General features: G+C 71.8%; 27 protein-coding genes. 18 read left to right on the top strand and 9 right to left on the bottom strand.

What is annotated here, in order from left to right:
* Positions 1-2 precede the first annotated feature (2 nt).
* Together DMB42_RS48545 and DMB42_RS48540 are read right to left on the bottom strand one after the other, a co-directional pair.
* Positions 3-986 carry a MoxR family ATPase gene (locus tag DMB42_RS48545; protein WP_125647674.1) on the bottom strand — a complete coding sequence of 328 codons (984 nt, stop codon included), beginning with the start codon at positions 984-986 and terminating at the stop codon, positions 3-5.
* Positions 987-1,043: 57 nt separating this feature from the next.
* The gene (locus DMB42_RS48540) at positions 1,044-1,859 is read right to left on the bottom strand and encodes a S1C family serine protease (protein WP_125647671.1); all 816 of its coding nucleotides are present in this window, start codon (positions 1,857-1,859) and stop codon (positions 1,044-1,046) included.
* 173 nt (positions 1,860-2,032) lie between these two features.
* Here DMB42_RS48540 and DMB42_RS53880 point away from each other — a divergent pair, with 173 nt between their 5' ends.
* The 3 genes from DMB42_RS53880 to DMB42_RS48530 are packed head-to-tail and all read left to right on the top strand — an operon-like array spanning position 2,033 to position 3,653.
* The gene (locus DMB42_RS53880; protein ID WP_185845262.1) at positions 2,033-2,314 is read left to right on the top strand and encodes a hypothetical protein; all 282 of its coding nucleotides are present in this window, start codon (positions 2,033-2,035) and stop codon (positions 2,312-2,314) included.
* Positions 2,315-2,334: 20 nt separating this feature from the next.
* Complete coding sequence (locus DMB42_RS48535; protein WP_185845261.1) at positions 2,335-3,138, top strand: alpha/beta fold hydrolase; 804 nt, start codon at positions 2,335-2,337, stop codon at positions 3,136-3,138.
* A complete protein-coding gene (locus DMB42_RS48530; RefSeq protein ID WP_125647665.1) occupies positions 3,138-3,653 on the top strand; it encodes a hypothetical protein in 516 nt (171 codons plus the stop codon). Before DMB42_RS48535 ends, DMB42_RS48530 begins: the two co-directional genes overlap by 1 nt.
* A gap of 9 nt (positions 3,654-3,662) precedes the next feature.
* Here DMB42_RS48530 and DMB42_RS48525 read toward each other — a convergent pair whose 3' ends face one another.
* Both DMB42_RS48525 and DMB42_RS48520 read right to left on the bottom strand, forming a co-directional pair.
* Positions 3,663-3,977 carry a hypothetical protein gene (locus DMB42_RS48525; RefSeq protein WP_125647662.1) on the bottom strand — a complete coding sequence of 105 codons (315 nt, stop codon included), beginning with the start codon at positions 3,975-3,977 and terminating at the stop codon, positions 3,663-3,665.
* Between the two features lie 182 nt (positions 3,978-4,159).
* Positions 4,160-4,459: a hypothetical protein gene (locus DMB42_RS48520; protein WP_185845260.1), complete on the bottom strand. Its 300-nt coding sequence runs from the start codon at positions 4,457-4,459 to the stop codon at positions 4,160-4,162.
* 506 nt (positions 4,460-4,965) lie between these two features.
* Between DMB42_RS48520 and DMB42_RS48515 the strand changes: the two genes are divergently transcribed.
* The 5 genes from DMB42_RS48515 (at position 4,966) to DMB42_RS48495 (ending at position 9,284) form a co-directional block, all read left to right on the top strand.
* The gene (locus DMB42_RS48515; protein WP_125647656.1) at positions 4,966-6,090 is read left to right on the top strand and encodes a hypothetical protein; all 1,125 of its coding nucleotides are present in this window, start codon (positions 4,966-4,968) and stop codon (positions 6,088-6,090) included.
* Positions 6,091-6,162: 72 nt separating this feature from the next.
* The gene (locus DMB42_RS48510; RefSeq protein ID WP_125647653.1) at positions 6,163-6,771 is read left to right on the top strand and encodes a hypothetical protein; all 609 of its coding nucleotides are present in this window, start codon (positions 6,163-6,165) and stop codon (positions 6,769-6,771) included.
* On the top strand, positions 6,768-6,977 hold the full coding sequence (locus DMB42_RS48505) for a hypothetical protein (RefSeq protein WP_125647650.1): 210 nt from the start codon (positions 6,768-6,770) through the stop codon (positions 6,975-6,977). The genes DMB42_RS48510 and DMB42_RS48505 overlap by 4 nt, the downstream gene beginning before the upstream one ends.
* Positions 6,958-7,962, top strand: coding sequence for a phosphotransferase enzyme family protein (locus tag DMB42_RS48500; RefSeq protein WP_125647647.1), 1,005 nt, complete (start codon positions 6,958-6,960; stop codon positions 7,960-7,962). The genes DMB42_RS48505 and DMB42_RS48500 overlap by 20 nt, the downstream gene beginning before the upstream one ends.
* A gap of 113 nt (positions 7,963-8,075) precedes the next feature.
* Entirely contained in the window at positions 8,076-9,284 is a 1,209-nt protein-coding gene (locus DMB42_RS48495; protein WP_125647644.1) for a PP2C family protein-serine/threonine phosphatase, read from the top strand.
* Positions 9,285-9,289: 5 nt separating this feature from the next.
* Here the strand turns inward: DMB42_RS48495 and DMB42_RS48490 are convergent, their stop codons facing one another.
* On the bottom strand, positions 9,290-11,113 hold the full coding sequence (locus DMB42_RS48490; RefSeq protein ID WP_125647641.1) for an ABC transporter ATP-binding protein: 1,824 nt from the start codon (positions 11,111-11,113) through the stop codon (positions 9,290-9,292).
* The gene (locus DMB42_RS48485) at positions 11,113-12,927 is read right to left on the bottom strand and encodes an ABC transporter ATP-binding protein (protein ID WP_125647638.1); all 1,815 of its coding nucleotides are present in this window, start codon (positions 12,925-12,927) and stop codon (positions 11,113-11,115) included. Before DMB42_RS48485 ends, DMB42_RS48490 begins: the two co-directional genes overlap by 1 nt.
* Before the next feature lie 143 nt (positions 12,928-13,070).
* On the opposite strand from DMB42_RS48485, the gene DMB42_RS48480 reads away from it, so the two are divergent.
* A complete protein-coding gene (locus tag DMB42_RS48480; RefSeq protein ID WP_125647635.1) occupies positions 13,071-14,270 on the top strand; it encodes a hypothetical protein in 1,200 nt (399 codons plus the stop codon).
* A 23-nt stretch (positions 14,271-14,293) separates the two neighbouring features.
* Here DMB42_RS48480 and DMB42_RS48475 read toward each other — a convergent pair whose 3' ends face one another.
* A complete protein-coding gene (locus DMB42_RS48475) occupies positions 14,294-16,423 on the bottom strand; it encodes a sensor histidine kinase (RefSeq protein WP_125647632.1) in 2,130 nt (709 codons plus the stop codon).
* 140 nt (positions 16,424-16,563) lie between these two features.
* Here DMB42_RS48475 and DMB42_RS48470 point away from each other — a divergent pair, with 140 nt between their 5' ends.
* The 3 genes from DMB42_RS48470 to DMB42_RS48460 all read left to right on the top strand — a co-directional run bounded on the left by DMB42_RS48470 (position 16,564) and on the right by DMB42_RS48460 (position 18,670).
* Positions 16,564-16,839, top strand: coding sequence for a sulfurtransferase TusA family protein (locus tag DMB42_RS48470; RefSeq protein ID WP_125647629.1), 276 nt, complete (start codon positions 16,564-16,566; stop codon positions 16,837-16,839).
* A gap of 599 nt (positions 16,840-17,438) precedes the next feature.
* On the top strand, positions 17,439-18,227 hold the full coding sequence (locus tag DMB42_RS48465; protein ID WP_260478379.1) for an alpha/beta fold hydrolase: 789 nt from the start codon (positions 17,439-17,441) through the stop codon (positions 18,225-18,227).
* A complete protein-coding gene (locus tag DMB42_RS48460) occupies positions 18,224-18,670 on the top strand; it encodes a YdeI/OmpD-associated family protein (protein ID WP_125647624.1) in 447 nt (148 codons plus the stop codon). Before DMB42_RS48465 ends, DMB42_RS48460 begins: the two co-directional genes overlap by 4 nt.
* Positions 18,671-18,712: 42 nt before the next feature.
* Here DMB42_RS48460 and DMB42_RS48455 read toward each other — a convergent pair whose 3' ends face one another.
* Positions 18,713-19,459 carry an SRPBCC domain-containing protein gene (locus DMB42_RS48455; protein WP_125647621.1) on the bottom strand — a complete coding sequence of 249 codons (747 nt, stop codon included), beginning with the start codon at positions 19,457-19,459 and terminating at the stop codon, positions 18,713-18,715.
* Between the two features lie 211 nt (positions 19,460-19,670).
* Between DMB42_RS48455 and DMB42_RS48450 the strand changes: the two genes are divergently transcribed.
* The 5 genes from DMB42_RS48450 to DMB42_RS48430 all read left to right on the top strand — a co-directional run bounded on the left by DMB42_RS48450 (position 19,671) and on the right by DMB42_RS48430 (position 22,739).
* Complete coding sequence (locus DMB42_RS48450) at positions 19,671-20,258, top strand: hypothetical protein (RefSeq protein ID WP_125647618.1); 588 nt, start codon at positions 19,671-19,673, stop codon at positions 20,256-20,258.
* Positions 20,259-20,274: 16 nt separating this feature from the next.
* Positions 20,275-21,444 (top strand): sensor histidine kinase, encoded by a 1,170-nt coding sequence (locus DMB42_RS48445; RefSeq protein ID WP_125647615.1) that lies wholly within the window; start codon positions 20,275-20,277, stop codon positions 21,442-21,444.
* Positions 21,441-22,097: a response regulator transcription factor gene (locus tag DMB42_RS48440; RefSeq protein ID WP_125647612.1), complete on the top strand. Its 657-nt coding sequence runs from the start codon at positions 21,441-21,443 to the stop codon at positions 22,095-22,097. Before DMB42_RS48445 ends, DMB42_RS48440 begins: the two co-directional genes overlap by 4 nt.
* Before the next feature lie 29 nt (positions 22,098-22,126).
* Positions 22,127-22,444: a DUF3140 domain-containing protein gene (locus DMB42_RS48435; protein ID WP_125647609.1), complete on the top strand. Its 318-nt coding sequence runs from the start codon at positions 22,127-22,129 to the stop codon at positions 22,442-22,444.
* Positions 22,445-22,526: 82 nt separating this feature from the next.
* The gene (locus DMB42_RS48430; RefSeq protein ID WP_125647606.1) at positions 22,527-22,739 is read left to right on the top strand and encodes a hypothetical protein; all 213 of its coding nucleotides are present in this window, start codon (positions 22,527-22,529) and stop codon (positions 22,737-22,739) included.
* An 11-nt stretch (positions 22,740-22,750) separates the two neighbouring features.
* On the opposite strand, the gene DMB42_RS48425 is transcribed toward DMB42_RS48430, so the two are convergent.
* The gene (locus DMB42_RS48425) at positions 22,751-23,344 is read right to left on the bottom strand and encodes a TetR/AcrR family transcriptional regulator (protein ID WP_125647603.1); all 594 of its coding nucleotides are present in this window, start codon (positions 23,342-23,344) and stop codon (positions 22,751-22,753) included.
* A 46-nt stretch (positions 23,345-23,390) separates the two neighbouring features.
* Here DMB42_RS48425 and DMB42_RS48420 point away from each other — a divergent pair, with 46 nt between their 5' ends.
* Entirely contained in the window at positions 23,391-24,329 is a 939-nt protein-coding gene (locus tag DMB42_RS48420) for a beta-ketoacyl-ACP synthase III (RefSeq protein WP_125647600.1), read from the top strand.
* Positions 24,330-24,341 lie beyond the last annotated feature (12 nt).

Here is a 24,341-nt window from a genome sequence, read left to right as displayed (position 1 = left end):
CCTCAGCGGTTCCGCAGGACGACGTCGGGCGCCCGGACGGCCCCGAGCACCCTCGTGATGATCGTGTCGGCGTCGACGTCGTCCGCCAGGGCCTCGTAGGACAACACCAGGCGGTGGCGCAGCACGTCGAGCGCGAGCTCGGTCAGGTCGTGCGGCAGGACGTACTCGCGGCCGCGCAGGAACGCCAGCGCGCGGGCGCCCGTGACGAGCGCGATGGACGCGCGCGGGCTCGCCCCGTACGTGACGTACCGTTCCAGCTCGCCGAGGCCGGCGGTGCCCGGGGAACGGGTCACGGCGACCAGGCGTACGGCGTAGTCGACGACCGCCGGGTCGACGTACACCTGCCGGGCTCGGGCCCGCATCGCGACCAGGTCGTGCGTCGTCACTGTGGGCTGCGGCGGCTCGGGCGGGCGCAGCGCCCGTTCGACGATCGCCTGCTCCTCGCTCTGCGTCGGGTAGTCGACGACCACCTTCATCATGAACCGGTCCACCTGCGCCTCGGGAAGCGGGTACGTGCCCTCCGACTCGATCGGGTTCTCCGTCGCCATGACCAGGAACGGCTCCGGCACCTTGAACGTCTCCCGGCCGATCGTCACCTGGTGCTCCTGCATCACCTCCAGCAGCGCGCTCTGCACCTTGGCGGGGGCACGGTTGATCTCGTCGGCCAGCAGCAGGTTCGCGAACACCGGGCCGAGTTCCGTCCTGAACTCGCCTGACTGCTGGTGGTAGACCCGCGTGCCCACGAGGTCGGCGGGCACCAGGTCGGGGGTGAACTGGACACGCTGGAAGCTTCCGTCGATCGCGGCGGCCAGTGAGCGTACCGCGAGCGTCTTGGCCAGGCCCGGCACGCCCTCCACCAGCAGGTGACCGTCGGCGACCAGCGCCACGGCCATGCGCTCCAGCAGCGCGTCCTGGCCGACGATCGTCCGTTTGACCTCGAACAGGACCTGTTCGAGCGGGTGAGCGGGGGGCTCGGTCGAGGTCATGACGTCCCTTCTCTCGGCGCTTCGGTCAGGTGGGTGCGACCGCGGTCACTTCCGCGGTCAGAGCTGGGGTCCGTCGCCTGGTGGGCCGTCGCCGTCGTCGCCGCCCAGGGCCGCGCCGATCGGCACCGCGAACGCGATCCCGGCGAACGCCTCGTCGCCTCCCGGGTCGGCGATCGAGACCACGATCCCGACGACGAGCCCGCGCGCGTCCAGCAGGGGCCCACCGGAGCTGCCCGGATTCACGGAGGCGTCGAACTGGATCAGCCCGTTCAGGTCGCCGTCCTTGGCGGTACGGTCGGCGCGGCGGTTCAGGCCCGACACGACGCCGGTGGAGACGCTGTAGGTCAGGCCCAGCGGGTTGCCGATCGCCACGACGGGCGCCCCGACGGCCACGGCCCCGCCGAGCGTCGCCGGGACGACGATCTCCGGCAGCTTCACCGGTTTGAGAGTGGCGACGTCACGTTTGGGGTTCGACGCCGTGACGACGGCCTTCGCCCTGGTCCCGTCCGCGAACGTGAGGTCGATGTCCTTCGTGCTCTTGACGACGTGGTGCGCGGTCAGGATCGTCCCGTCCTCGGCCGCGATCACTCCCGTGCCGAGCGACTTCCCGGCCTGGATGACCACCACCGACGGCCCGACCCGTTTGAACACGTCCGTCACGGTGAGCGTCGCGCTCGGCGTCGGCGTCGGGCTCGGCCCGGCCGCGGGTGATTCGCCGCCCCCGCCGCCGCCCAGCCAGTACGCCAGCACCGCCACGACGACCAGCACCCCACCCCCGACGACAACGCGCCGAGCCTTCCCGGCCACGACCCGCCGAGGCCCCTGAGCCCCTTGAGCCTCGGCCGTACCGTCGTCCTGCGGCACGCCGTCCATGCCTCCCATATTCAGGAATCACACCGAAAACCGCCATAAAGCGCGCCTAAGAACTCTCTGAGAACCCGCCCACCCCCGCATTGGCCGCTTCCGGACGCCGGCCGGCAGGTCCGTCATGACGAGGGCCGGGTACGGGTGGAGGCGTCCGCACCTCCCATGGGAAGGGGTACGTCGTGAACTCCCTGCTCAAGCGCACGGTCACCGTCGTCGCGTCCACCGTCCTGGCGACCTCGGCCTTCGTCGCTCCGGCCATGGCCATGGACGCCAACTACACCTGCTCCAGCGGATCGCGCATCCTCATCTCCGACCTGGTCGGCTACGTCATCGTGGCGAGCGGATGCACCGGATCGGGCACCGACACCTACGGGACGATCACCATCCCGTCCGGCAGCTACTTCTGCCAGAGGGTGACGTACAGCCCGGCGATCAGCTTCGTCAACGGGCAACGCTGCTGAGACCCGCCGGGACGACTGCGATGCCGGACATCGATGCGAAACCGCCTCCACGCCTGGCCGCGACCGAACGGGAACCTCCCGGTGCCGCCGACCGGCCGCCGCTGGTGTTGCTGCACGGGCTGGGATGCGAACGCGGCCAGTTCGTCCGGCAGTGGGAGGGGCTGCGGCCGGAGTTGCGGCTGCTCGGCCTCGACCTGCCCGGCCACGGCGGCTCTCCGGGGCTGGAGAGCGGGACGTACTCGGTCCGGGCCATGGCGGACGCGGTCGCGGCCGACCTGGACGCGCGGGGCCTGCGAGGGGTCGTCCTCGGCGGTCACAGCGCCGGCGGCCTCATCGCGACGCTGGTCGCCGTGACCCGGCCCGCGCTCGTCTCCGGCGTCCTGGTGCTGGACAGCAACTTCGCGCTCACCGCCGCCGACAGGCGGGTGAACGAGGCACGGGCGCACGAGTCCGCGTCGGGCGACTGGCGGGGCCACTTCCTGGCCGCGATGAGCGACGCCTGGGGGCCGGGAGGTGCGGGCGGCGACGGGCGCACGGAGGTCTTCCGGTCGCTGGAACGCACCCCCGAGCAGGTCGTACGGCCGTTGTGGCACGACATCCTGCGCTTCGACCCCACGGACCTGTGCAGGCGGTGCCCGGTGCCGATGCTCTACGTACGCAGCCGGCGGGACACCGACCTGGCGGTCCTGCGTTCGCTGAACCCGCTGATCTCCGTGGTCGACCTGAGACCGCGCTGCCGGGGGCACTGGCCGCAGTTGCAGTGTCCCGACGTGGTCAACGACCTGATCCACACCTTCCTGACCGAGCTGACCGAGGACGCCTGATGGACCTCTCAGTGCTGATCAATGTCGGGGCCGTGATCGTCTCCATCTCGGCGGTGGTGGCCTCGTCGCGCATCGCCCGCCACCAGTTCAGGGCGCAGCGGCACGGGAACCACGTCGAGCCGCTGATCGACCTGCTCAAGGAGTTCAGATCGCTGGAGTTCCACCGCAGCTACGCCTTCATCCGTGACGAGCTGCCGAAGCTGCCCAGCGACAAGGGGATCTCGGGCCTGGACGACGACGTTCAGCGGAAGATCTACGACATCGGCTACTTCTTCCAGCTCTACGCGATCCTGGCCCACCTCGACATCATCGACAGGCGGTTCGTGAGCACCCTGCTGCACCGCCGGTACGTCGAGACGTGGCGCTCGCTGAGGCCGTTCGTGCACAAGGAACGCGAGCTCCAGGGCCTGCCCGAAGGGACGATACTCAACATCCTGGAGCATTTCGCCGCCGACCTGCTGGCCCGTCCGCCGGCGAACATGCGCACGCTGCTCGCCCAGAGCCGGCGCCGCTGACGCCGGGGGTCAGGAATCGTCCGTCTCCAGCAGGCGGTCGAGCCTGATGGCCAGGTCGAGGGTCTCGCAGCGGAGGAGGTCGAGCCGCCTGCTGATCCTCGACCGGACCGCGTCGACGTGCTCGTCGGACTCGCCGCCCAGGCCGAGCAGTTCGTCGGTCAGGGCCGTCACGCCCTGGCTCACCGCGGTCCGGAACTCGGCCACGTCGGCCCGCGCCTCGGCGACGCCGAGCGCCGCCTCCGAGCAGTCGGCGCCGCCGCACAGCGTCGCCTCCAGAGCCTGGATCCGGAGCTTGATGTCCAGGATCTCCGCCTCTACATCCACTTACCCCTACCTTTGCCGGCAGTCGGTAGGGAGCCGGCCCGGAAGGGGGAGGTGAACCGGGTCCCACTTGTTGTAAGCACATAGTGGCTACCCGTGTATACCCGAGACGACCGCCGGCAGGCAATGGGCGCCGGGCCCGGCCCGAGGCGCGGTGACGGCTCAGGCCGGGCCTCTCGCCGGGGTCAGTACACGATCGGGTTCGGGTCGTACGCCGGCGCCTCCTGCGGGCAGCCGGCGGCCGGCTCCTTGCAGCAGCGCGGCCGGTTGGACGTGAAGTGGTCGTTCATGTGTCGTCGCAGGGCTGCCAGCTCATCGCCGAGCGCGGCGAAGTCCTGTCTCATCTCCGCTCGGATGTCGGCGATGTCGGCCTGCATCTGGCTGATGCCGGCGGTCGTCGCGGTGACGTCGCCGCCGGTACGCTCGCCTGCCCTGAGCCTCCGCAGACGCAACAGCAACCTGAGGATCTGTGTTTCTAGGTCCACATATTCCTGCCTTCGCGCAGCTTGAAAGGGTCCCCGCACCGGACGCGGAAGCGGGCGCCCCACGGATGAGAAAACGGTGACACACGGCACGCCCGCCCGGGAATGATCTTGGTCGCGCCGGGTGGTGTTCCTTTACACCGGCGCCCAAGTTTCTTCTCTGTCGGCGGATATTGGCCACCGAAAGTGACGGGCCGAAACAGGTCCAGACAGGAGGAACGAGGGTGGAGGAGACGGCGTCCGTGGCCGTGCGTCACGTACGAGCCGACGCCGCCGGCCCGGCGCCGGATTTAGTCCCCTCAAAGGAGCCATGTCCCGACATAGGGCCACTCCTGTGCTCAACGACCCGTCACCTGTTCGCCTTCCGGAAAAATCTTCTTGCGCATTTCCCGGCAAATCCGCAGATCAGGGACCGAGAACAATGCGAAACGCCCTCCACGACAACGCCCGATCAAGCATCCTGAGCATGTCATCACGCTCCCCCACACCCCCCGTTTTAAGGAGCCTCCGTGACCCGGTTCGCCGTCGACCACACCCGCCACGCGCTCATCGCCACTTGGGGTACGGGGATCGGCGACATCGCCACCACCGTGGCGGAGCAAGTGCCGTCGAGTCCGGACGTCCTCCGTCTGGCCACGAGCCTCACGGAGCTGTCGCACGCCTGCTGGCGCTGCTACACCCACCCGTCCAGCGCCGCCGACCAGCACGGGCCGAACAGCGTCGGCTGGCAGCGTCAGGCCGAGCGCGACGCCTTCGCGGCGGTCATCCCGGCCCTGATGGCGCCCATCCGGCCGGCCAACGGCGCGCTCACTCTCTACTCCACCCGGGTCGAGGAGGTCGCCCACCGCGTGGGCCGTACCCTGCACACGATCAACCAGGCCCGGCTGGCCTCCTGCGTCGCCACCGACGTCACCGCCGAGCTGGCCGCCATCGAGAACGCCGAGCTCGGCGATCCGGCCGCCCTCGCCCAGCAGGCCGTCATGCTCAGCCGCGAGGACGCCTCGCCCCTTCAGGTCGCCCAGGCCGACAGCCTGCTGCACCAGCATCCGTTCGGCACCGAGTCGCTGTTCACGAAGATCGATCCGACCGCCGCCGCGATCGCGGCGGCCCACTGGCTCTACGCCGCCACGACCGTCAGCGCCCGGCACACCGGCCTGCACCCCATGCAGACGATCTCCGAGGTCGACAACATCAAGGCCCCGGCCCAGGAGAGCCTGACCGAGGTCATCTCCGCGATGGGCGGCGGCGCCTCGCCCCGCCACGCGGTCATGCCCATGATCCGCAACGCGCTCCACGTCGCCGAGGGCCACCTCTACGGCGTCACCGAGGCCAAGAACCGCATCGGCGTGGCCGAGGAGCTGATCGCCCAGGCCCGCACGGACCATCCCGAACTCGGCCTCGGGCCCAGCACCGTCTACCTGCCCATCACCCCGCTCAACCCGGCCCGTCCCGCCCTCGACCTGCTGGAGAACCTGCTCTACGGCATCCGCAGTTGCTGGCTGACGTTCGCGCAGCACGCCGACGCCCCGGCCCGCCGCGAGCCCAACCGCCCGCGACGCTCCCACCGCCACACGGAGGTCTTCCTCTCCGAGGTCAGGAAGAGGGCCGCCCTCGACCGCTCTCAGCTGCTGTAACGGACGCGCGGCCGTCCCGCTGTCGAGCACGACGAGCCGGGGCGAGGCCGGGCCGTCGCGCTACCATCGAGCATGTCCGAGAACACCGGGACACAACCCCCGTTACCGGCGCTCACCCAGACCCTGGTCGGCCCGCCCGGCAGGGTGCTGCTTCCGCTGGTCGCCGTGGTGGGGCTGATCGTGCTGCATCACACGAGCATGCCTGGCGGAGGGCCGGTCATGCTCCTGCTCGCGGGGCTCGCACTCGCCGTCGGCGTCGGGGTCGTCTGGATCGCCCGGTTCGTGGTGGCGCTGCTGCGTTCGGACGGACGTCCCGGGCTGCGTCGTCACTGGTTCCGCTGGGTGGCCGCGCCGCTGATGGGCGTGATCGTGGGCGCGCTGGTGTTCACCGGGGCGCCGTTCGGTGTCCGGTTCGCGCTGTCGGAGGCGGGGCTGGAGGAGTTCGCCCGTACGGTCGCGGCGGAGCGCGGGCCCGCCCGGTACGACGACCGATGGGTGGGCCTGTACCCCCTGACGGCGATCGGGCGGATGGAGGGCGGGGCACGCTTCCTGGTGAGCGACACCGGCCTGCTCGACCAGTACGGCTTCGCGTGGAGCCCCGGTGGCCGGCCGCCGGAGGAGTCCCACACGGCGTACACGCACCTCGAAGGCCCCTGGTACGTATGGGAGAGCCGGTTTTGAGGCTTCCGGGGTCGGTGGGCGGATGGGTGTTCACGGTCGTCGCGCTGCTGGGGCTGCTCGTCTTCGCGGGTGGGGGCGTCCTCTGGCTGATGCTGGTGGTCGCCGCGCAGGCGGCCATGATCGTGGCGGTGACGAAGGCGTACCAGGACGCGGCGCGGTGGCGGGCGCGGGAGGAGGAGCCCGGGGATGGCGGCGAGCGGGGATGAGCTGATCCCGTACGTGCGGGAGGCGTTCGGGTGGGACGGGCACGTCACGATCTCGCCGGGGCCGCGCGGCGCGCTGGGGCAGATCTGGCGGGTTGAGGCCGGTCCGGCGCGGTACGCGCTCAAGGAGATCTTCGCCGAGCCGCCGTCCGGCGCGCTGCTGGAGGCGGAGCTGGCGTTCGCACGGCGGGCGGCCGAGGCCGGGGTACGGCTGCCGGGCAACCGGGCCGACCGTCACGGGCGGCACCTGATCACCGCACCCACCGGGGTGTGGTTGCGGCTGTACGACTGGGTCGACCTGCGGCCGGTCGAGCTGTCCGCGCCGGGCACGCCGTACGAACTGGGGACGTTGCTCGCGCGCCTGCACACGTGCGCCCCGGCGGCGGCGCGCGAGCCGGACGGCGGCCCGCCCGCCTCCTGGTACGACCGCCTGGCCGACGGACCCGACTGGGACGCGGTGACCGGCACCGGCGCGGCGTGGGACGGCCGGCTCGCCGAAGTGCTGGACCGGCTGCCCGAGTTGTCGGCGGCGGTCACACCGGCCGATCCGGGCGAGCTGATCGTCTGCCATCGCGACCTGCACCCGGAGAACGTGCTGACCGGCCCCGGAGGCGACCTGGTGGTCGTCGACTGGGACAACCTCGGCCCGGCCGCGCCCGGACGGGAGCTGGCACGGGCGCTGTTCGACTGGTTCTGCGACGGCCCCGACCCGGACCTCGGCGCGATGCGAGCCATGTACGAGGCGTACGTGCGCGCGGGCGGCCCGGGGCGGGTGCGGCGGATGGCGGACTTCTCGATGCTGGTCGCGTCCCGGCTCAACTTCCTGCTGGTCCAGGCGCGGGTGGCGGTCGACGCGGAGGCCGAGCGGCGGCATCGGGACTGGGCCGAGCGGGAGATCGACGAGACGTTGCGCATCACGCCGACGCCACGGCTGCTCGCCGACGTGCTGGAGCGCGTCCGGGAGTGGGGCGAGCCCGGCCCGTCCTGAGGCGCCCGGCAGCAGGCTGATTACCGATGAGGTGTCGGCAAGGGCGATCAGGGCAGGAATCGGGCACTCGATCTGGGCAGGTTCCGGGGCAGACCTGTGAGAAGGGGGCGCCGATGCGGAGTGACGGCGAGCTGATGCTGGGCGGCATGCTGGCCGCCAACCACCTGACCGCGATGGAGGACCTGCCGCAGGTGGTCGCCGAGCACGCCGCCCTGGTGGGCTTCTCCGACACCGTCATCTATGTCACCGACCTGCAGCAACACCTGCTGATCCCGATCCCGGAGCAGCGGGACGTCTCGGGCGAGCTGCTGGTGCCGCTGCGGATCGACGGCACGCTGGCCGGTCTCGCCTTCCGCAACGCGCAGGTCGTCCAGGCGCCGACCGGGCCCGACGGCACGGTCAGGCGGTTGTGGCTGCCGCTCCTCGACGGCACCGAGCGGGTCGGCGTGCTCGGGGTGACGGTGGTGGAGAGCGGCGAGGTCGCGGAGTGGCGGGCCAAGCAGCTCGCGTCGCTGATCGCGGTGCTGGTGATCAGCAAGCGCCCGCACAGCGACTCCTACGCGCGGCTGGTCCGCGCCCGGCCGATGACCCTGTCGGCCGAGGTGCTGGTGCCGCTGCTGCCGCCTGGGACGTTCGCCGACGACGAGGTGGTGGTCAGCGCCGTGCTCGAACCGGCGTACGCGGTGGGTGGCGACGCCTTCGACTACGCCGTCGACGGCGGGAAGCTGCACGTGTCCGTCTTCGACTCGATGGGCCACGACACCTCCGCCGGGCTGACGGCCACCATCGCCGTCGGGGCGGCCCGGAACAACCGGCGGCAGGGCGCCGATCTCGTCCTCACCGGCGAGGCGATCGACGCGGCCATCGCCGAGCAGTTCACCGGCCGGTTCGCCACCGGCATCCTGGCCACCCTCGACGTGGGCACCGGGTGGCTGCACTGGGTGAACCGGGGCCATCACCCGCCGCTGGTCATCCGCGCGGGCCAGCAGGTCGCCACGCTGTCCGGCGAACCGGACCCGCCGATGGGCTTCGGGCTGCGGCCGGACACCGGAGAGCTGCGTTACCAGCTCCAGCCCGGCGACCGGCTGCTGTTCTACACCGACGGGATCATCGAGGCGCAGAGCCCGGACGGGGAGCTGTTCGGGCTGGAGCGCTTCATCGACTTCATCATCCGACACGAGGCCGACGGCCTGTCGGCGCCCGAGACGCTGCGGCGGCTGATCCAGGCCATTTTGGAGCACCAGCACGGGCGGCTCCAGGACGACGCCACCGTGCTCATGGTGGAGTGGCGCAGCAGCAGGCATCAGCGGCTGGTGATGTGAGGCCGTCAGGGCTCGCCGACGGCGACGAACCCGGTGTCGGGGCGGTAGTTGGGCGACTGGTGGCGGAAGTAGGTGTTGTAGACCTGGCAGTAGCGGCCGCCGCGGGCCAGCAGCTCGGCGTGGCCGCCCTCCTCGACGATGCGCCCGTGGTCGAGCACGATGATGCGGTCGACGTGCTCGATCGTGGACAGCCGGTGAGCGATGACGATCGAGGTGCGGCCGGCCAGCACGACGTCGAGCCCCTCCTGGATCTGGGCCTCGGTCAGCGGGTCGACGCTGGCCGTCGCCTCGTCGAGCACGACGATCGCCGGGTCCTGGATGAGCAGGCGGGCCAGCGCGACGAGCTGCCGCTGGCCCATGGACAGGGCCCGGCCGTGCTCGCCGACGTCGGTCTCCAGCCCGTGGGGCAGCGCCTCGATCCAGTCGCCGCCGCCGACCGCGGCCGCCGCGGCCAGCACCTCGTCCTCGCCGGCCTCAGGCCGCGGGTAGCGGATGTTGTCGGCGACCGTGCCGCTGAACAGGAACGGCGCCTGCGGCACCGCGCCGATCTGCCGCCGGTACGCGCCCAGGTCGAGCGAGCGGATGTCGTGGCCGTCGATCAGCAGGCGGCCTTCCTGGAACTCGTAGAACCGGGTGATCAGCTTGCCCAGCGTGGACTTCCCGGCGCCGGTGTGGCCGACCAGCGCGACCGTCTCGCCCGCCTCGATGGCCAGGTCGAAATGGCGGAGCACGGGGCTGGCCGCGTCGTAGCCGAAGGTGAGGTCGTCGAACTCGATGCGCCCGGCCAGCCGGCCCGGGTCGGCCGAGCCGGTCTGCGACACCCGGGGCGGGGCGTCGATCAGGGCGAAGACCCGTTCGGAGGCCGACAGGCCCTGCTGGAACTGCGACCAGAAGGCGGCGATGGAGGTCAGCGGCATCCAGAAGAGCGACACACCCTGGAGGAAGAGGTACCAGTCGCCGGCCGACAGGCCGCCGCCGAGCACCGACGTGCCGCCGAACTGGACGAGCGCGACCGTCGCGAGCCCGGCCACGAGGAACAGCAGGGGGAAGATGGCCGAGAAGACGAAGCCCTGCCGCAGCGTCACCCGGTAGCTCTGCTCGTTGATGGGCCGGAACTCGTCGTAGACCTGCCGCTCCTGGCGGAAGTTCTTCGCCACGGCGATGCCGCCCATGGTCTCCTGCAGATTGGCGTTGACGCGGCCCAGCGAACGCTGGGCGCGGCGCGTGCTGGACCTGGCCATGCGCCGGAACACCAGCGCGAGGCCCATCACGATCGGCGCCACCAGCAGGGTCAGCAGCGCGAGCTCGACGCTGCGCAGGAACAGCAGGACCGTGACGAAGCCCACCATCAGCACCTGGCTGATCAGGTCCATGGTCAGGGTCGAGACCGTGGCGAAGTCGTCGGTGTCGGAGGTGACGCGGCTGACGATCCGGCCCGAGGGGGTCTCGTCGTAGAAGGACAGGTCGCGTTCGAGCACGGCGTCGAAGGCGTCCTCGCGCAGGCGGAGCACGACGTCGCCGGTGACCCGCGCGCTGTACCACTGGCGGACGAAGTTGAACGCCCAGCTCAGCGCCCCGGCGAGGAGGATCCCCGCGGCGAGGAGCCAGCCGACGCCGCCGATCGTGCCGTCCTGGATCGCGTCGACGCCCTCGCTGGCCAGCAGCGGCAGGGCCGCCTGCGCCGCCGAGACCAGCACGATCATGGTCGCCACCAGGAGCATCGCGCCCAGCTTCGGCCGGAAGTAGGCCAGGATCCGGCGCAGCAGGTCGCGGTCGGTGTAGGTGCGGTCGTAGTCCTCGGCGTCGAGGCCGTCCATGATGAAGCCCATCAGTGGACCCTTTCCTGCTCGTCGAGCGTGCCGTCGCCGACCGGGACCTCGTCGTAGTGGGCGAAGATGCGCCGGTAGAGGGGACTGCTGCGGATCAGCTCGTCGTGGGTGCCGAAGGCGGCCACCTCGCCGCGCCGCAGCAGCAGGACCTTGTCGGCCCAGCGGATCTGGGAGAGCCGGTGGGTGATCAGCAGGGTGGTACGACCCTCCTGGATGCGGCCGATGGCCTGCTGGATGCGGTCTTCGGTGGCGGAGTCGATGGCGCTGGTGGAGTCGTCGAGCACCAGGATCGCCGGGTCGGTCAGCAGCGCCCGCGCGATGGCCAGCCGCTGGCGCTGGCCGCCGGACAACGTGATGCCGCGCTCGCCGATGACGGTGTCGTAGCCGTCGTCGAGCTCGGCCACGAACTCGGCGGCCTGCGCGTCCTCGGCGGCCTTGACCACGGCCGCGCGGTCGGCCCGCTGGCCGAGGCCGAAGGCGATGTTCTCGGCCACCGAACGGGAGAACAACACGATGTCCTGCTCGATCGTGGAGATCTGGGAACGCAGCGAGTCGAGGTCCCACTCGCGTACGTCGACGCCGTCGACCAGGATCCGGCCCGAGGTGACGTCGTAGATCCGGGGCACCAGCTTCGTCAGCGTGCTCTTGCCCGCCCCGGTCTCGCCGACGATCGCCACCGTCTCCCCCGGCCGCACGGTGAACGTCGCCCCGCGCAGCACGGGCTCGCCCTCGCCATAGCCGAACGTGACGTCGTCGAAGACGATCTCGCCGCCGATGGGCGCGGCGTGCCCGGCGGCCGGCTGCTCCAGCTCGGTGTCGGCGTTGACGATGTCGAGGATCCGGCGCGAGGACACGATGCCGATCTGGACCAGCGAGAACGTGAAGATCGAGATCTGCGTCGGGAAGCCGAGCATGCCCATCAGCCCCATGAACGCCACCACGTCGCCGAGCGTGAGCACGCCCGCGGCCTGGAGGTAGAGCGCGTGCCACAGCGCCCCCGCCATGGCGAACGCGAACAGCAGCGTGGGCAGGTAGCGGGCCTGGACCAGACCGTTGCGCACGAAGGAGTCGCGGTAGAGCCCGGCGAGGGCCCGGAAACGCCGCCGTTCCTGCTCCTCCTGCGCGGTCACCTTGATCACCTCGATGCCGCGCACCGCCTGGCTCAGCCCGGCGTTGAGGTCGCCGAACTCGTCGCGCATGCGGGTGGCCACCGGGTTGAGCTGGCCCATGTAGTGTCTGAGCGCGATCACGAACAGCACCCCGAACACCACCGGCACCAGCAGCAGGCGCGGGTCGATCGCGGCGATGAAGACCAGGGGCACCAGGCCGGTGAGCCCGGAGTCGACGATCAGGTCGACCCCCGGGCTGATCATGATCGAGAGCTGGCGGATGTCGTTGGCCGCCCGCGCCATCAGGTCGCCGACCCGCTGCCGGTTGTGGAAGGTCTGGCTCTTGCCGAGCAGGCCGACGTAGAGCTCGTCGCGGGCGTCGCGCTCCAGCCGCTTGGCCAGCACCTCGCTGCTCATCCGGGCGACGAGGTCGAGCAGGCCGCGGGCCGACACGATCGCCAGCAGCGCCAGAGCGACCAGGCCGAGCGCGGCGGCGGGCTCGCCCCGCCCGCCCAGCACCGCGTCGAAGGCCGAGCCGGTGAGCAGCGGGATCAGCGCGTTGAGCACCACCATCACCAGCGAGCCGCCGAGGAAGCCGATCAGCGGGAGCGGGTGGCGGCGCAGATGGGACCAGAGCCAGCGGACCGGGCCGCGCCGGTTGTAGCGCGGGCCGTCGACGGAGAACTCCGAAGTGCCGGTGGTCACGGTGAAACCCCTTGGCCGAGGGCGGGTGAACGTCGAACTCGTTTTCTATCACCGGCCACCGACAGAATCCCACGCGTTTTCCGGCCGCCCGTCCGGTCAAAGGACAGGCGTCGTCACGCAATGAGACAGTAACCTTACCCACCGTGGACCCTTTCCGTCATCAGGCCGACCTGCTGCCGCTCGTGACCCTGCAGCCCCCCGTGCGCCTCCTTCCGGCCGACGATCTCGCGGCCGTGGTCCGGGCGACGCCGATCGTCCACGACCTGCTGCGCATGGCCGCCGCCGCCGGTGACGCGGAGGCTCCCCGGCCGGAGCAGGCGCGGATGTGGAGCGTGGCGGAGGACAGCCGGCTCGTCGACGTACGCGACGGGGCCGCCATGACCGGCCCCGCGGCCGAGACCCTGCTCTCGGGGCCCGCCGACGAGGTGCTCGACACGTGGGGCGACATCCTCTACTCGCTGTTCGCCCCCGAGGCCGACCCCGCGGCCCTCGACCCCGGCACGAGCACCCTGCTGATGCTGCTCAGCCATCGCGATGCCCTGCCGGTCGCCGAGATCCCCGAGCTGACCGACCAGGCGGCCGACGAGCTGGCGGAGCTGCGGCTGATCAGGCGCGACGGCTCGTCGGTGTCGCTGACGCCGCTCGGCACCTGGAGTGCGCTCGACCTCTTCAGGACCCTCATCGGGCAGGACATCCCGGTCCACGGCGCCACGGCCGGGGTCGACGCCCCCACGCTGCTGCGGGCCCTTCGCACGTACAGCGACGAGGAGCGTGTCGAGGAGGTGCGCCTGTGGCTGGGCGCGCGCGATCCCGCGCGGGCCGCCGAGGAGATCGCCGGGGTCCTGCTCGACGTCAGCCCGCTGAGCCGGGCCGTCGGGCTGACCGTGCTGCTGGAGGACCTCGGCCGGCCGGGTCTCGACGTCGCCGCCGCGCTGCGCGAGGTGCCCCGGCTGGGGGCGCTCATCCGGGCGCGGGAGAAGGAGGACCACGGCCTCCCGCCCGCCCCGGTGGACGTGGCCTGGGTCTACGCCGACATGACCGTGGCCGCGATGGAGATCGGCGGGCCGGCCGAGTCGATCCTCCAGCTCTCCGGAAACCTGGAGGTCGACGACGTGCTGAGCATGCTCGGCATGATGACCTGCAGCGACCACCCCTACACCACGCCGATGTTGCGCTTCCTCATCGAGCACCACCCGGCGCCCCGGGTGGCCTCGGCCGCGCGCGTGGCGTTGCAGCGCTGGCGCGGGGTGCACGTACGGCCGCCGGGCGAGCGCGGGCGGCTGCCGCGCAAGCCCCGCAAGCCGGGCAAGACGACCGGGGCCCAGAAGCGACGCCGCCGCTGACCCACGCCGCCCTGGGGGTGTCCCTAGTGCGGGCGGTGTCCGGAGCCGGCCCTGTCCAGGGGGGCGGCCGTGTCGAGGCCGGCGGCGGGGCTCAGGGGGAGCATGACCTCGACGCGCGTCCCGCCGCCCGGCTCGCTGTTGACGACGCAGATGCCGCCGAGCTCGGCCGCCCGTTCGCGCATGGAGCCGAGGCCCACGCCCGCGCTGTACGTCGCCGGCAACCCCCGTCCGTCGTCGGCGACCAGCACGCGCAGCACCGAGTCCCGCTGGAGCACGATCCGGGCGCGGGAGGCCCTGGCGTGCCGCCGGATGTTGGTCAGCGCCTCCTGGACGATCCGGTAGACGGCCACCTCGACGGCGGCGGGCAGGTCGGTCAGGCCGCCCTCGACCTCCACCTCGATCTCGGTGTCCGGGGAGGACTGCCCGGCCAGCTCCCGTACGGCGCGGGCCAGGCCGAGGTCGTCGAGCGCGGGCGGGCGCAGGCCGTACACCAGCTCGCGGATGTCGTCGGTGACGGCGCCCATGCCGGTGTGCAGCTCGCGCAGCAGTTCGTCGGCGGCGTCGGGGGACTTCTTCAGGCTCATCCTGGCCATGTTGATGGTCATGGCCATCGCCGAGAGGGTCTGGCCGAGCCCGTCGTGCAGGTCGCGGCGCAGGCGGCGGCGTTCCTCCTCACGCGCCGTCAGGATGCGTTCCCGGGAGCGCTGCAGGTCGGCGGCCATGCGTACGGCGTGCGCGACGTCGGCGGCGTACGGCGTGAGCGTGGTGAGCACGCGCTCGTTGTGCGCGGCCGGGAAGCGGCGCGGGCCGGGCGGGCCTACGAACAGGCGGCCGACGAGCTCGCCGTGCCACACCAGCGGCACCTCGCGGGGGTCGGGGCCCACGCGGCCGCTCTCGACGTAGCGCGGCTCGCCGTCGGCGACCTCGACGGCCACGCCCTCGACCGCCAGCCCGTCGCGCAGCACGCTCACCACCGAGGTCAGCGCCTTGGCCGGGTCGCCGCGCCGGACGGCCTGGGTCAGGCGTTCGGCCAGCACGGAGGGGTCGCCGACGCTGCCGTACAGGAGGTGGTCGACGGCGCGTTGCAACACGCGCCGCAGCGGCTGGAAGAACGCGCCGGCGAACAGTGCGGCGGCGATGCCGGCGATCTCGTCGTAGCCGGACACGACGAGGCTGGACAGCGCGCCCGCGCCGAAGTAGACCGCGCTCACCACGGCCACGAGCCCGGCCGCGACGAAGGCCCGGCTGATCACCGTGTCGATGCCGTAGAGCCGGTAGCGCGTCACCGAGAACGCGACGGCGACCGGGATGAGCGCCGCCCACACCACGCTCGGCCATAGGAACCCGGGCAGGAACGCGGACACGATCAGGAACACGACATAACCCGCGAACGCGAACAGCGGCCACCCGATCTGCCGCCTGCCGACCGGGTCGGCCCGCCGCAGCCGCAGCGCCAGGGAGAGCGCCGTGAGCGCCATGGCGACGTAGATGCCGGTCCAGGCGACCGTGGAGACGCCTTCCAGGTACGGCCCGAGCGCGCGGACCTGGAGCGGGTTGGGGATGACGGCCGGATACGGGTAGCTCCCGAGGGGCGGGGTGGGCCGGAGCACCGCGCGGAGCAGGTCGAGCCCGAGCGAGGACGCGCCCAGCAGCAACACCCACCGCCAGCGCGGCGAGGGCAGCCGGCCGTCGGGCGAGTAGAGCGGCAGCAACATGGTGAGCGCCAGGCCGCACACCGCCCACCCGACCTGCGTGGGGTAGCGCATGAACCCGGCCGTCGCCAGGTCGCCGTCGGCGGCCAGGCGGAACATCAGCGCGCTCGACAGGTCGCTGACCGCGGCGGCGATCCCGCCCACGACCATCAGCCAGGCCATGTTCAGCCGGGGCCGGTGGAAGATCAGGAACGCGCCGACCGCGGGGAAGGTCAGGGCGGCGGCCGTCTGGGGCGTGGCGGTCCTGTCGGGTGTCCACGCCTCCGGCAGGTGGGCGTAGAGGAGCAGCGCGGCGATCGTGAGAACCGGGGACGCCACCGCCATGACGACGGCCGCGATCCGCGCGAGCGTGACGCCGCGCCCTCCGGGGCCGTGCCCGGGGTCGTTCCCGGAACCTTCTGCTAGCTTGGCCTCTTCGGCGATCTCGGCGAACCCAGCCATCTCATCACCGCCTCCCCCGACACTTGAACAGGATTATGGTCCCTGGAATGGGATAATCCGCCCATTGTGTCCGGGCCGTTACCGTTCGGCGGCCAGGGCCGCCCGGCGTCCCCCGAGGCGGTGCGTGGTTTCCTATACGCATGCCCGAACCTGATCTCGTGATCGACGGCGGCGACAAGATGTGCGTCCAACTGCTCATCGAGCTGCGCGGGCACGTGCTGCGCGCCGGTCCCGGCGCCGTGATCCACCTGATCGCCACCGACCCGGCCGCGCCCGTCGACCTGCCCGCCTGGTGCCACCTGACCGGCCACGCCTACCTCGGGCCGGTGCCCGGAGCCGAGCGTCCGACGTTCGCGGTGCGGGTGGCGGACGCCGCCAAGCAGACCGAGCCCACCCGCCCCTGGCACGCGGCCTGAACGGTCACTCCTCCGGCGGCTTGACGTCCCGGCCTCACGGCGGACACGCGGCGGAGCGGTTGCTTGCCTTGATCGAGGGTGAGGGCGTGCCGCCCTTCGGGGGCCGGGCGCTCGTTCCCATCCCGCGCGGCAACTCGGGCCCGACGCCCGCCTGACCTCACATCGCCCCACGCAGGATCGGCGCAGCGGCGACGACCGCGTTCACCCCGGAGGCGAAGGCCACGCGGGCCGCCTCGGCGACGCCGGGCCCATCCATGGCGTCCCATCGGGCTCCGGGCGGGGTGCCGGTCCGGCGCGGGCGTGGGCGCCCGGGCTGGCGCGGGGGCGGGCGCGGGGCCTGGGGGTGCTTACGGCACGTGCCGGGGATCGGGCGGGCGGCTGGCAGACCGCGCGTCCTCGTCCACGGCACGTGCCGTCCCCTCCTCATCGCGGCACGCGACACGGGAGCCGCCCCAGCGTCCCCCGCGCTCGGGACGACTCCACCCGGTAAGAGCGCGAAGGTGCACGCATGAGTACATCCCCACCCAAGATAATCCTTGACAAATATTTTTGTCGGTAGATACGGTGGGCATCACGAAACGGAGGACACCATGAGCAGCATGATCAAATCCGCGGACGGCACCCCCATCGCATACGAACGCGCAGGCCAGGGCCCGGCGGTCATCCTCGTGGACGGCGCGCTCAGCTTCCGGGGCTCCAGCATCAACGGCGACCTCGCCACGGCACTGGCCCCCGACTTCACGGTCTACACCTACGACCGGCGAGGGCGGGGCGAGAGCGGCGACACCGCGCCGTACGCGCCGGAGCGGGAGATCGAGGACCTGGCCGCGCTCGCCGAGGAGGCCGGCGGCCGGGTCCGCCTGTACGGCACCTCCTCCGGCGCCGCCCTGGCCCTGGCCGCGGTCGCGAACGGACTGCCCGTCGAGCGGCTGGCCCTGTACGAGCCGCCGTTCGTGGTGGACTCCACCCGCCCGGCGCTCGGCGACGACTACGTCCGGCGGCTCGGCGCCCTGGCGGCCGGCGACCGCCGGGCCGAGGCGGTCAGGCTCTTCATGCGCGAGGGCGTCAACCTGCCGGCGATCGTGGTGGCGATGATGCGGTTCATGCCCGCCTGGGGCAGGCTCAAGGCCGTGGCCCACACCCTGCCGTACGACACCGCGCTGGTCGCCCCCTACCAGCGGGGCGAGCCGTACCCGGAGGACGAGTGGGCGGCGGTGACCGTTCCGGCGCTCGTCATCGACGGCGGCAAGAGCCCGCAGTGGATGCGCAACTCCGTCGGCGCGCTGGCGAAGGCCCTGCCCGGGGCCGACTACCGCACGCTCGACGGACAGACCCACATCGTCAAGCCCGAGGCCCTGGCGCCGGTACTGAAGGAGTTCTTCGCATGAGGTTCACCTGCACGATCGAGCTGAACGGCAAGACCGCCACAGGCATGGAGGTCCCGCCCGAGGTGGTCGAGGGGCTGGGCGCCGGGCGACGCCCGGCCGTGACCGTCACCCTGAACGGCTTCACCTACCGCAGCACCATCGCGCCCATGGGCGGGCGGTTCATGATCCCGCTCAGCGCGGCCAACCGGGAGGAGGCGGGGGTGGCGGCCGGGGACACGGTGGCGGTCGAGGTCGAGCCGGACACCGCGCCCCGGGAGGTCGCGGTGCCCGCCGACCTGGCCAAGGCGCTCGACCTGGTCCCGGCCGCCCGGACGTTCTTCGACGGGCTGTCGTACTCACGCAAGCGGCGTTACGTGCTGCTGGTCGAGGGCGCGAAGAAGCCGGAGACCAGGCAGCGGCGCGTCGAGGACGCCGTCGCCAAGCTCGCCGCCGGCATCGCCTGAACGGCACGGCCGGGAAGGCGGCGGGGTCAGGCAAAGGCGAGGTCAGGCGAAGGCGAGGGCGAGCCAGTCGCGCCAGGCCGCCTCCAGGGCGGCGCCGTCCACCGGCGTGTACGCGTGATGTTCCACCACCGCCGCGCCGCGGGCCTGGATGAACATGTAGAGGCCGTCGTCCGTGCGGACGGCCACGAACGTGCCGGGGTCCGTCACCCACTCCACGACCCCGGGCTCCGGCTCGCGCCCCGCGATCGCGACCGTCACCTTCTCCCCCGCCACCGGCCGTCCGGCGAGGCCGAGCGCGGCGCCGAGCGCGGCCCAGAAGCGTTCCTCCGTCGCGTTCGGGGCGACCAGGAACAGGTTGTGGGCGGAGATCCTGCCGGGGAAGTGCTTGAGGTAGACGGCCAGCTTGTACAGGTACTGGAGGTCGCCGCGCTGGAGGTCGTCGTACTCGGACTCCCAGTCGTCGCCGAGGAAGCCGCTGTGGACGAAGCGGAGCACCGTGCTGGCCGAGCCGCGGCCTTCCAGGAGGTACTCGAAGGCCATGAAGGTGCCGTCGGGGTTCTCCACACCTCGGTGGGCCAGGCGTCTGCCGGGCTCCCAGGCGGTCACCACCGACTCGGTGGCCTCGTCGGTGCCGAAGGTCTGCGTGCCCGTGCCGCCCACGCGCGGTTCGAGTTCGGTACGGCCCATGAACCACGAGTCGATGCCCGGCCCCTCCGCGATGGCCCGCCAGACCACGTCCGGAGCGGCGTCCAGCGGGATCTCGTGGCGGATCTCGAACTCGTGCGGCATGCCTGTCTCCCTGTCACGGCCTCGGGCTGTAGTGCGGCTGAGGGTTTCACCGACAAGTTCAATTGTCAAGGATTGCCGGCCGGGGCCGCCCCAGGGAGTGAGCGGCATCCCTCTTGAGAGCGAGGCGGAGGATCGCTCGGCACGGCGATCACATCGGGAGCGGAAAACCGCAGGATAAGTGCATCGCACCACCCACTGAGGAGAACCCCCGATGAACACCCGAAGCGCTTACATCGCCGCCCCGCTGCTCGTCCTGGCGTACGGCCTCATCCGGATCGCCGACGGCTTCGACGGAACCCGAGGGCCCGGATTGGCCTGGACAACCGGCCATCTCGCCTTTTCAGCCGCTCTCATCCTGTTCATCGTGATATTTCGGGATATGTGGCGGATGCTCGACCGCAACCGCATCGCCACCACCAGTCTCGTGATCGGACTGGTCGGCATCGTGTGCGCGTTCGCCCAGTTCGCGATCGACATCGTCGTAGGGTTCATGTCCGCCGACCACGACGCGATGTCAGTGCTGTGGGAGCAGATCCAAGCGGTCCCGGGAGTGTCGCCGGCCGTCTACTCCGTCGGCCCGGCCCTGTTCTACCTCGCCCAGCTCGCCCTGGTGATCCACCTCGCCGTCCGCCGGCAGGTCAAGCCCTGGATGCCGGTCCTCGTCCTGCTCAACGTCGTCGTCCCCCTCGTCAGCCTGGACCTGATCCCGGTCGGCGCCGTCATCATGCTGGTGGCGTTCTGGCCGCTGGCCCGCCGCCAGGCCAAGTCCGGTGCCCGGCACACGCTCGTCCATGCGTGAGGAACAATGGGACCCCGTGTCCGATCTGACGCTTATCGACCTACTTCGTCGCAGGCTCCGAGCGCTCCCCCACCTCTGGGTGGACGGGGCGCTCGCCCTGTTGATCGTCGTCGTCCAGGTCTGGCCGCTAGCCTCCAGCCTCGACCCGTACGGCGGCAGATGGGACTGGTGGGGCTACGCGAGCGCGATCGGCGCCTCGCTCCCCCTCATCTGGCGGCGCAGGTGGCCGGTGGCCATGCTGATCACCAGCCTGTCGGCGGGCGCGCTCTACGACCTGTCCGACAACGTCGCCCGCCAGCCCGTCTGGTACGGCGCCCTCGTCGCGTTCTACACGGTCGCGGCCTGCAGCCCCCGCCTGCCCCGGATCATCATGCTCGTCGCGACCCTCGTCGGCGGCCTGGCCTTCGTAGGGTCATGGGAGACCGCGATGCGCGGGGTCGCCCTGTTCACCGCCGCGTACGCCATCGGCAGGGCCGCGGCCACGTCCCGCGCCCATGCCGCCGAGCTGGCCGAGCGGGCGGCCCGGCTGGAGAAGGAGCGTCAGTTGGAAGCCGAGCGCGCGGCCGAACGTGAGCGAGCCAGGATCGCCCGGGACATGCACGACATCCTGGCCCACGCGGTGAGTCTCATGGTGGTCCAGGCCGAGGCGGGGCCCGTCGTCGTACGCAGCAACCCGGCCAGGGCCGAGGCCGCCTTCGACGCCATCGCCGCCGCGGGACGCGACGCGATGGTGCAGCTCCGCCGCATGCTCGGCGTACTGAAGGAGGATGAGCCGGAGGCGCCGCGGGCGCCGCAGCCGACCCTCGCGGACCTGCCCGCGCTGGCCGGGCAGGTGGCCGGAACGGGCCTCGACGTGCGGTTCGCCGAGTCGGGCGAGCCGCGCGCGATCGGCCCCGACAGCGCGGTGGCCGCCTACCGCATCACGCAGGAAGCACTCACCAACATCGTCAAGCACTCCGGCGCCGACCACGCCGAGATCCGGCTCACCTGGGAGGACGACCACCTGATGATCGACGTCACGGACAACGGCCGCGGCGGCGGCCGGGCGCTGCCCTCGGGTGGCAACGGGCTGATCGGCCTGCGCGAGCGCGCCGCTGCGTGCGGCGGCAGCGCGACCGCCGGCCCGCGCACGGACGGCCCCGGCTTCGCGGTGTCGGCGCGGCTGCCGCTGGGGGCCGGCCGATGAGCGTGCGCGTCGTGGTGGCCGACGACCAGGAGCTGGTCAGGGGCGGGTTCGCGATGATCCTCGACGCCCAGCCCGACATCTCCGTGGTGGCCGAGGCGAGCGACGGGGTCGAGGCCGTCGCCGCCGTACGGGCCCACGAGCCCGACGTGCTGCTGCTCGACATCCGCATGCCCAGGATGGACGGCATCGAGGCGGCCAGGATCGTGTGCGCCGAGACCGGCTGCCGGGTGCTGATGCTGACCACGTTCGACCTGGACGACTACGTGTTCGACGCGCTGCGGGCGGGCGCGAGCGGGTTCCTGCTGAAGGACGTGCGACGGGACGACCTGGTGAGCGCGGTGCGCGTGGTGGCCGCGGGCGAGTCGCTGCTGGCTCCGACCGTGACCAGGAGGTTGATCGCCGAGTTCACCTCCAGGCCCGTGGCGGCGGGCACCCCGGCCCGGACGCTGGAGTCGCTGACCGCCCGCGAACGCGAGACGCTGCAGCTGATCGCGCGCGGGCTGTCCAACGCGGAGATCGCCGAGGCCATGGTGGTCAGCGAGCACACCGTGAAGACGCACGTCAGCAATGTGCTGAGCAAAATGGGCCTGCGGGACCGGGTGCAGGCGGTGATCGCGGCGTACGAGTCGGGGCTGACCGTTCCCGGGGCGTAACGCGAGGTCCGGGCGGGTAAGCGGCCCATATGACTGAGGGTTTCGACACGAACACGCTCTGGAACGAGTTCCATCGCGCGGTCAACATGAACTCCGAGGAGCTGCGCGGCTACCTGCTGGCCGAGGCCTCGGACGAGGAGGGCTTCCCGCCCGACCCCGACATGGGCATCGACGAGCTGGGCCGGGGCGTGCTGCACGTCCTGAGCAAGCGGAAGGGCGACCTGACCAAGACCGACCTGGACGTGATGCGCCAGGTGATCGAACTGGTCGAGACCATGGGCGACCGTACGGACGACGACTCGCGGCGCGAGCTGATGTCCGTCGGACACGACCCGCTACGGGCGTAACGTCCCGAATTCAACGAATGATGGATGTGGGACGACGCAAAGTGATGGAATGGACGGAGCAGACTTCATCCGAGGAGATCCGTTGAGAGACAACCTCGACCTCGCCGCGAGCGCCCAGCAGCTGGCCGACGCCGCCCCGACGGGATCGATCGACCGTGCCGCGGCCTCGTCCGTGGCGATCACGCTGGCCACGACGCGTGACATCGCCGACGCGCGGCAGGCCCTTGACGGGTTGTCCCCCGCGGAGGTGCGGCAGGCGGCGCTCGACCTGTTCGACCGCCTCGCGGCGAGCTAGCCCGCGCGCGTTCAACCGCCGAGCCGGGCCCGTACGGCCCGCCGCGCCCGTTCCGGGGCCATCGGGTCGCGATGGAGCTGGATGGCGTGGTTCGTCGCCATGAGCAGCCCGAGTAGCTCGAACACGAGCTGGTCGGGGTCGGTGCCGGGCGGCAGGTCGCCCGCGTCCGCCGCGCGGCCCGCCTCCTTGCGCAGCCGCCCGCGCCAGGCGTCGAACAGCGACACGACCGCGTCCCGGACGGCTCCCGCGCGCCCGTCGAACTCGTGGGAGGCGGCCACGAAGAAGCAGCCGCCCGGGAAGACCTCGCGTTCGAGGTAGGAGATCCACGCCTCGCAGAGCACGCGCAGCCTGGGCAGGCCCGGCTCGGCGGGGATCGCGGGCGCCCACACCTCGGCGCGGAAGATCTCCCCCGCCCGCCCGAGTACGGCGAGCTGCAACGCCTCCTTCGTCCCGAAGTGCCCGATCACGCCGGACTTGCTCATCTCCAGCTCGAAGGCCAGCCGGCCGATGGTCAGCCCTTCGAGCCCTTCGGCGGAGGCGATGGCGACCGAGCGCTCCAGGATCGCCGTACGGGTGCCGAGTGCTTCGGCGGCGGACTTGCGCATGCGGGCACTTTAGCGTCCGAACGTTCGGTTGCTATAGTCCGGCCGCATGAACGGATCCCGCATCCTCGCCACCGGTCACCACCAGCCCGCCACGATCCTGACCAACGACGAGCTGGCCGCCATGGTGGACACCAGCGACGAATGGATCAGACAGCGGGTCGGGATCCGTACCAGGCACGTGGCCGGTCCCGACGAGAGCGTGACCGACCTGGCCACGCACGCCGCCGCCAAGGCCCTGGCCGCGAGCGGCCTCGACCCGGCCGCCGTCGATCTCGTCCTCGTCGCCACCTGCACGCAGACCGAACGCGCGCCGAACGTCGCCTCCCGCGTCGCCGCCCGGCTGGGCGTGCCCGGCGGCGCCCTGATGGACGTCGGCGTCTCCTGCTCCGGCTTCACCCACGCGCTGGCGCTGGCCGACCACGCCATCCGGGCCGGCGCCGCCACGAACGCCCTGGTCGTGGGCGCGGACCGGATGACGGCCGTCACCGACTGGACCGACCGGACCACCTGCGTGCTGACCGGCGACGGCGCGGGCGCGGTCGTGGTCGGCGCCGCCGCCGAGGCGGAGATCGGTCCCGTCCTCTGGGGTTCGGCGCCCGAGCTGGGGGACGCGGTGCGGATCGAGGGCGAACCGGCCCGGTTCGCGCAGGACGGGCAGACCGTCTACCGCTGGGCCACGACGCGGCTTCCCGACATCGCGCGGCAGGTGTGCGAGCGCGGCGGGGTCCGGCCGGAGGAACTGGCCGCCGTGGTGCTGCACCAGGCGAACCTGCGCATCGTCGAGCCCCTCGCCCGCAGGCTCGGCGCGGTCAACGCGATCGTCGCGCGGGACGTGGTGGAGTCGGGGAACACCTCGGCCGCCAGCGTGCCGCTCGCCCTGTCGAAGCTGCTCGAACGGGGTGAGGTGGCGAAGGGCGCGCCGATGTTGTTGTTCGGATTCGGCGGGAACCTGTCGTACGCGGGCATGATCGTACGCTGCCCGTGACGCCGGGCGCTG

It is taken from the genome of Nonomuraea sp. WAC 01424 (assembly GCF_003947315.1).
Classification (GTDB): Bacteria; Actinomycetota; Actinomycetes; order Streptosporangiales; family Streptosporangiaceae; genus Nonomuraea; species Nonomuraea spiralis.
This window is presented reverse-complemented; position numbering and strand designations above follow the sequence as displayed.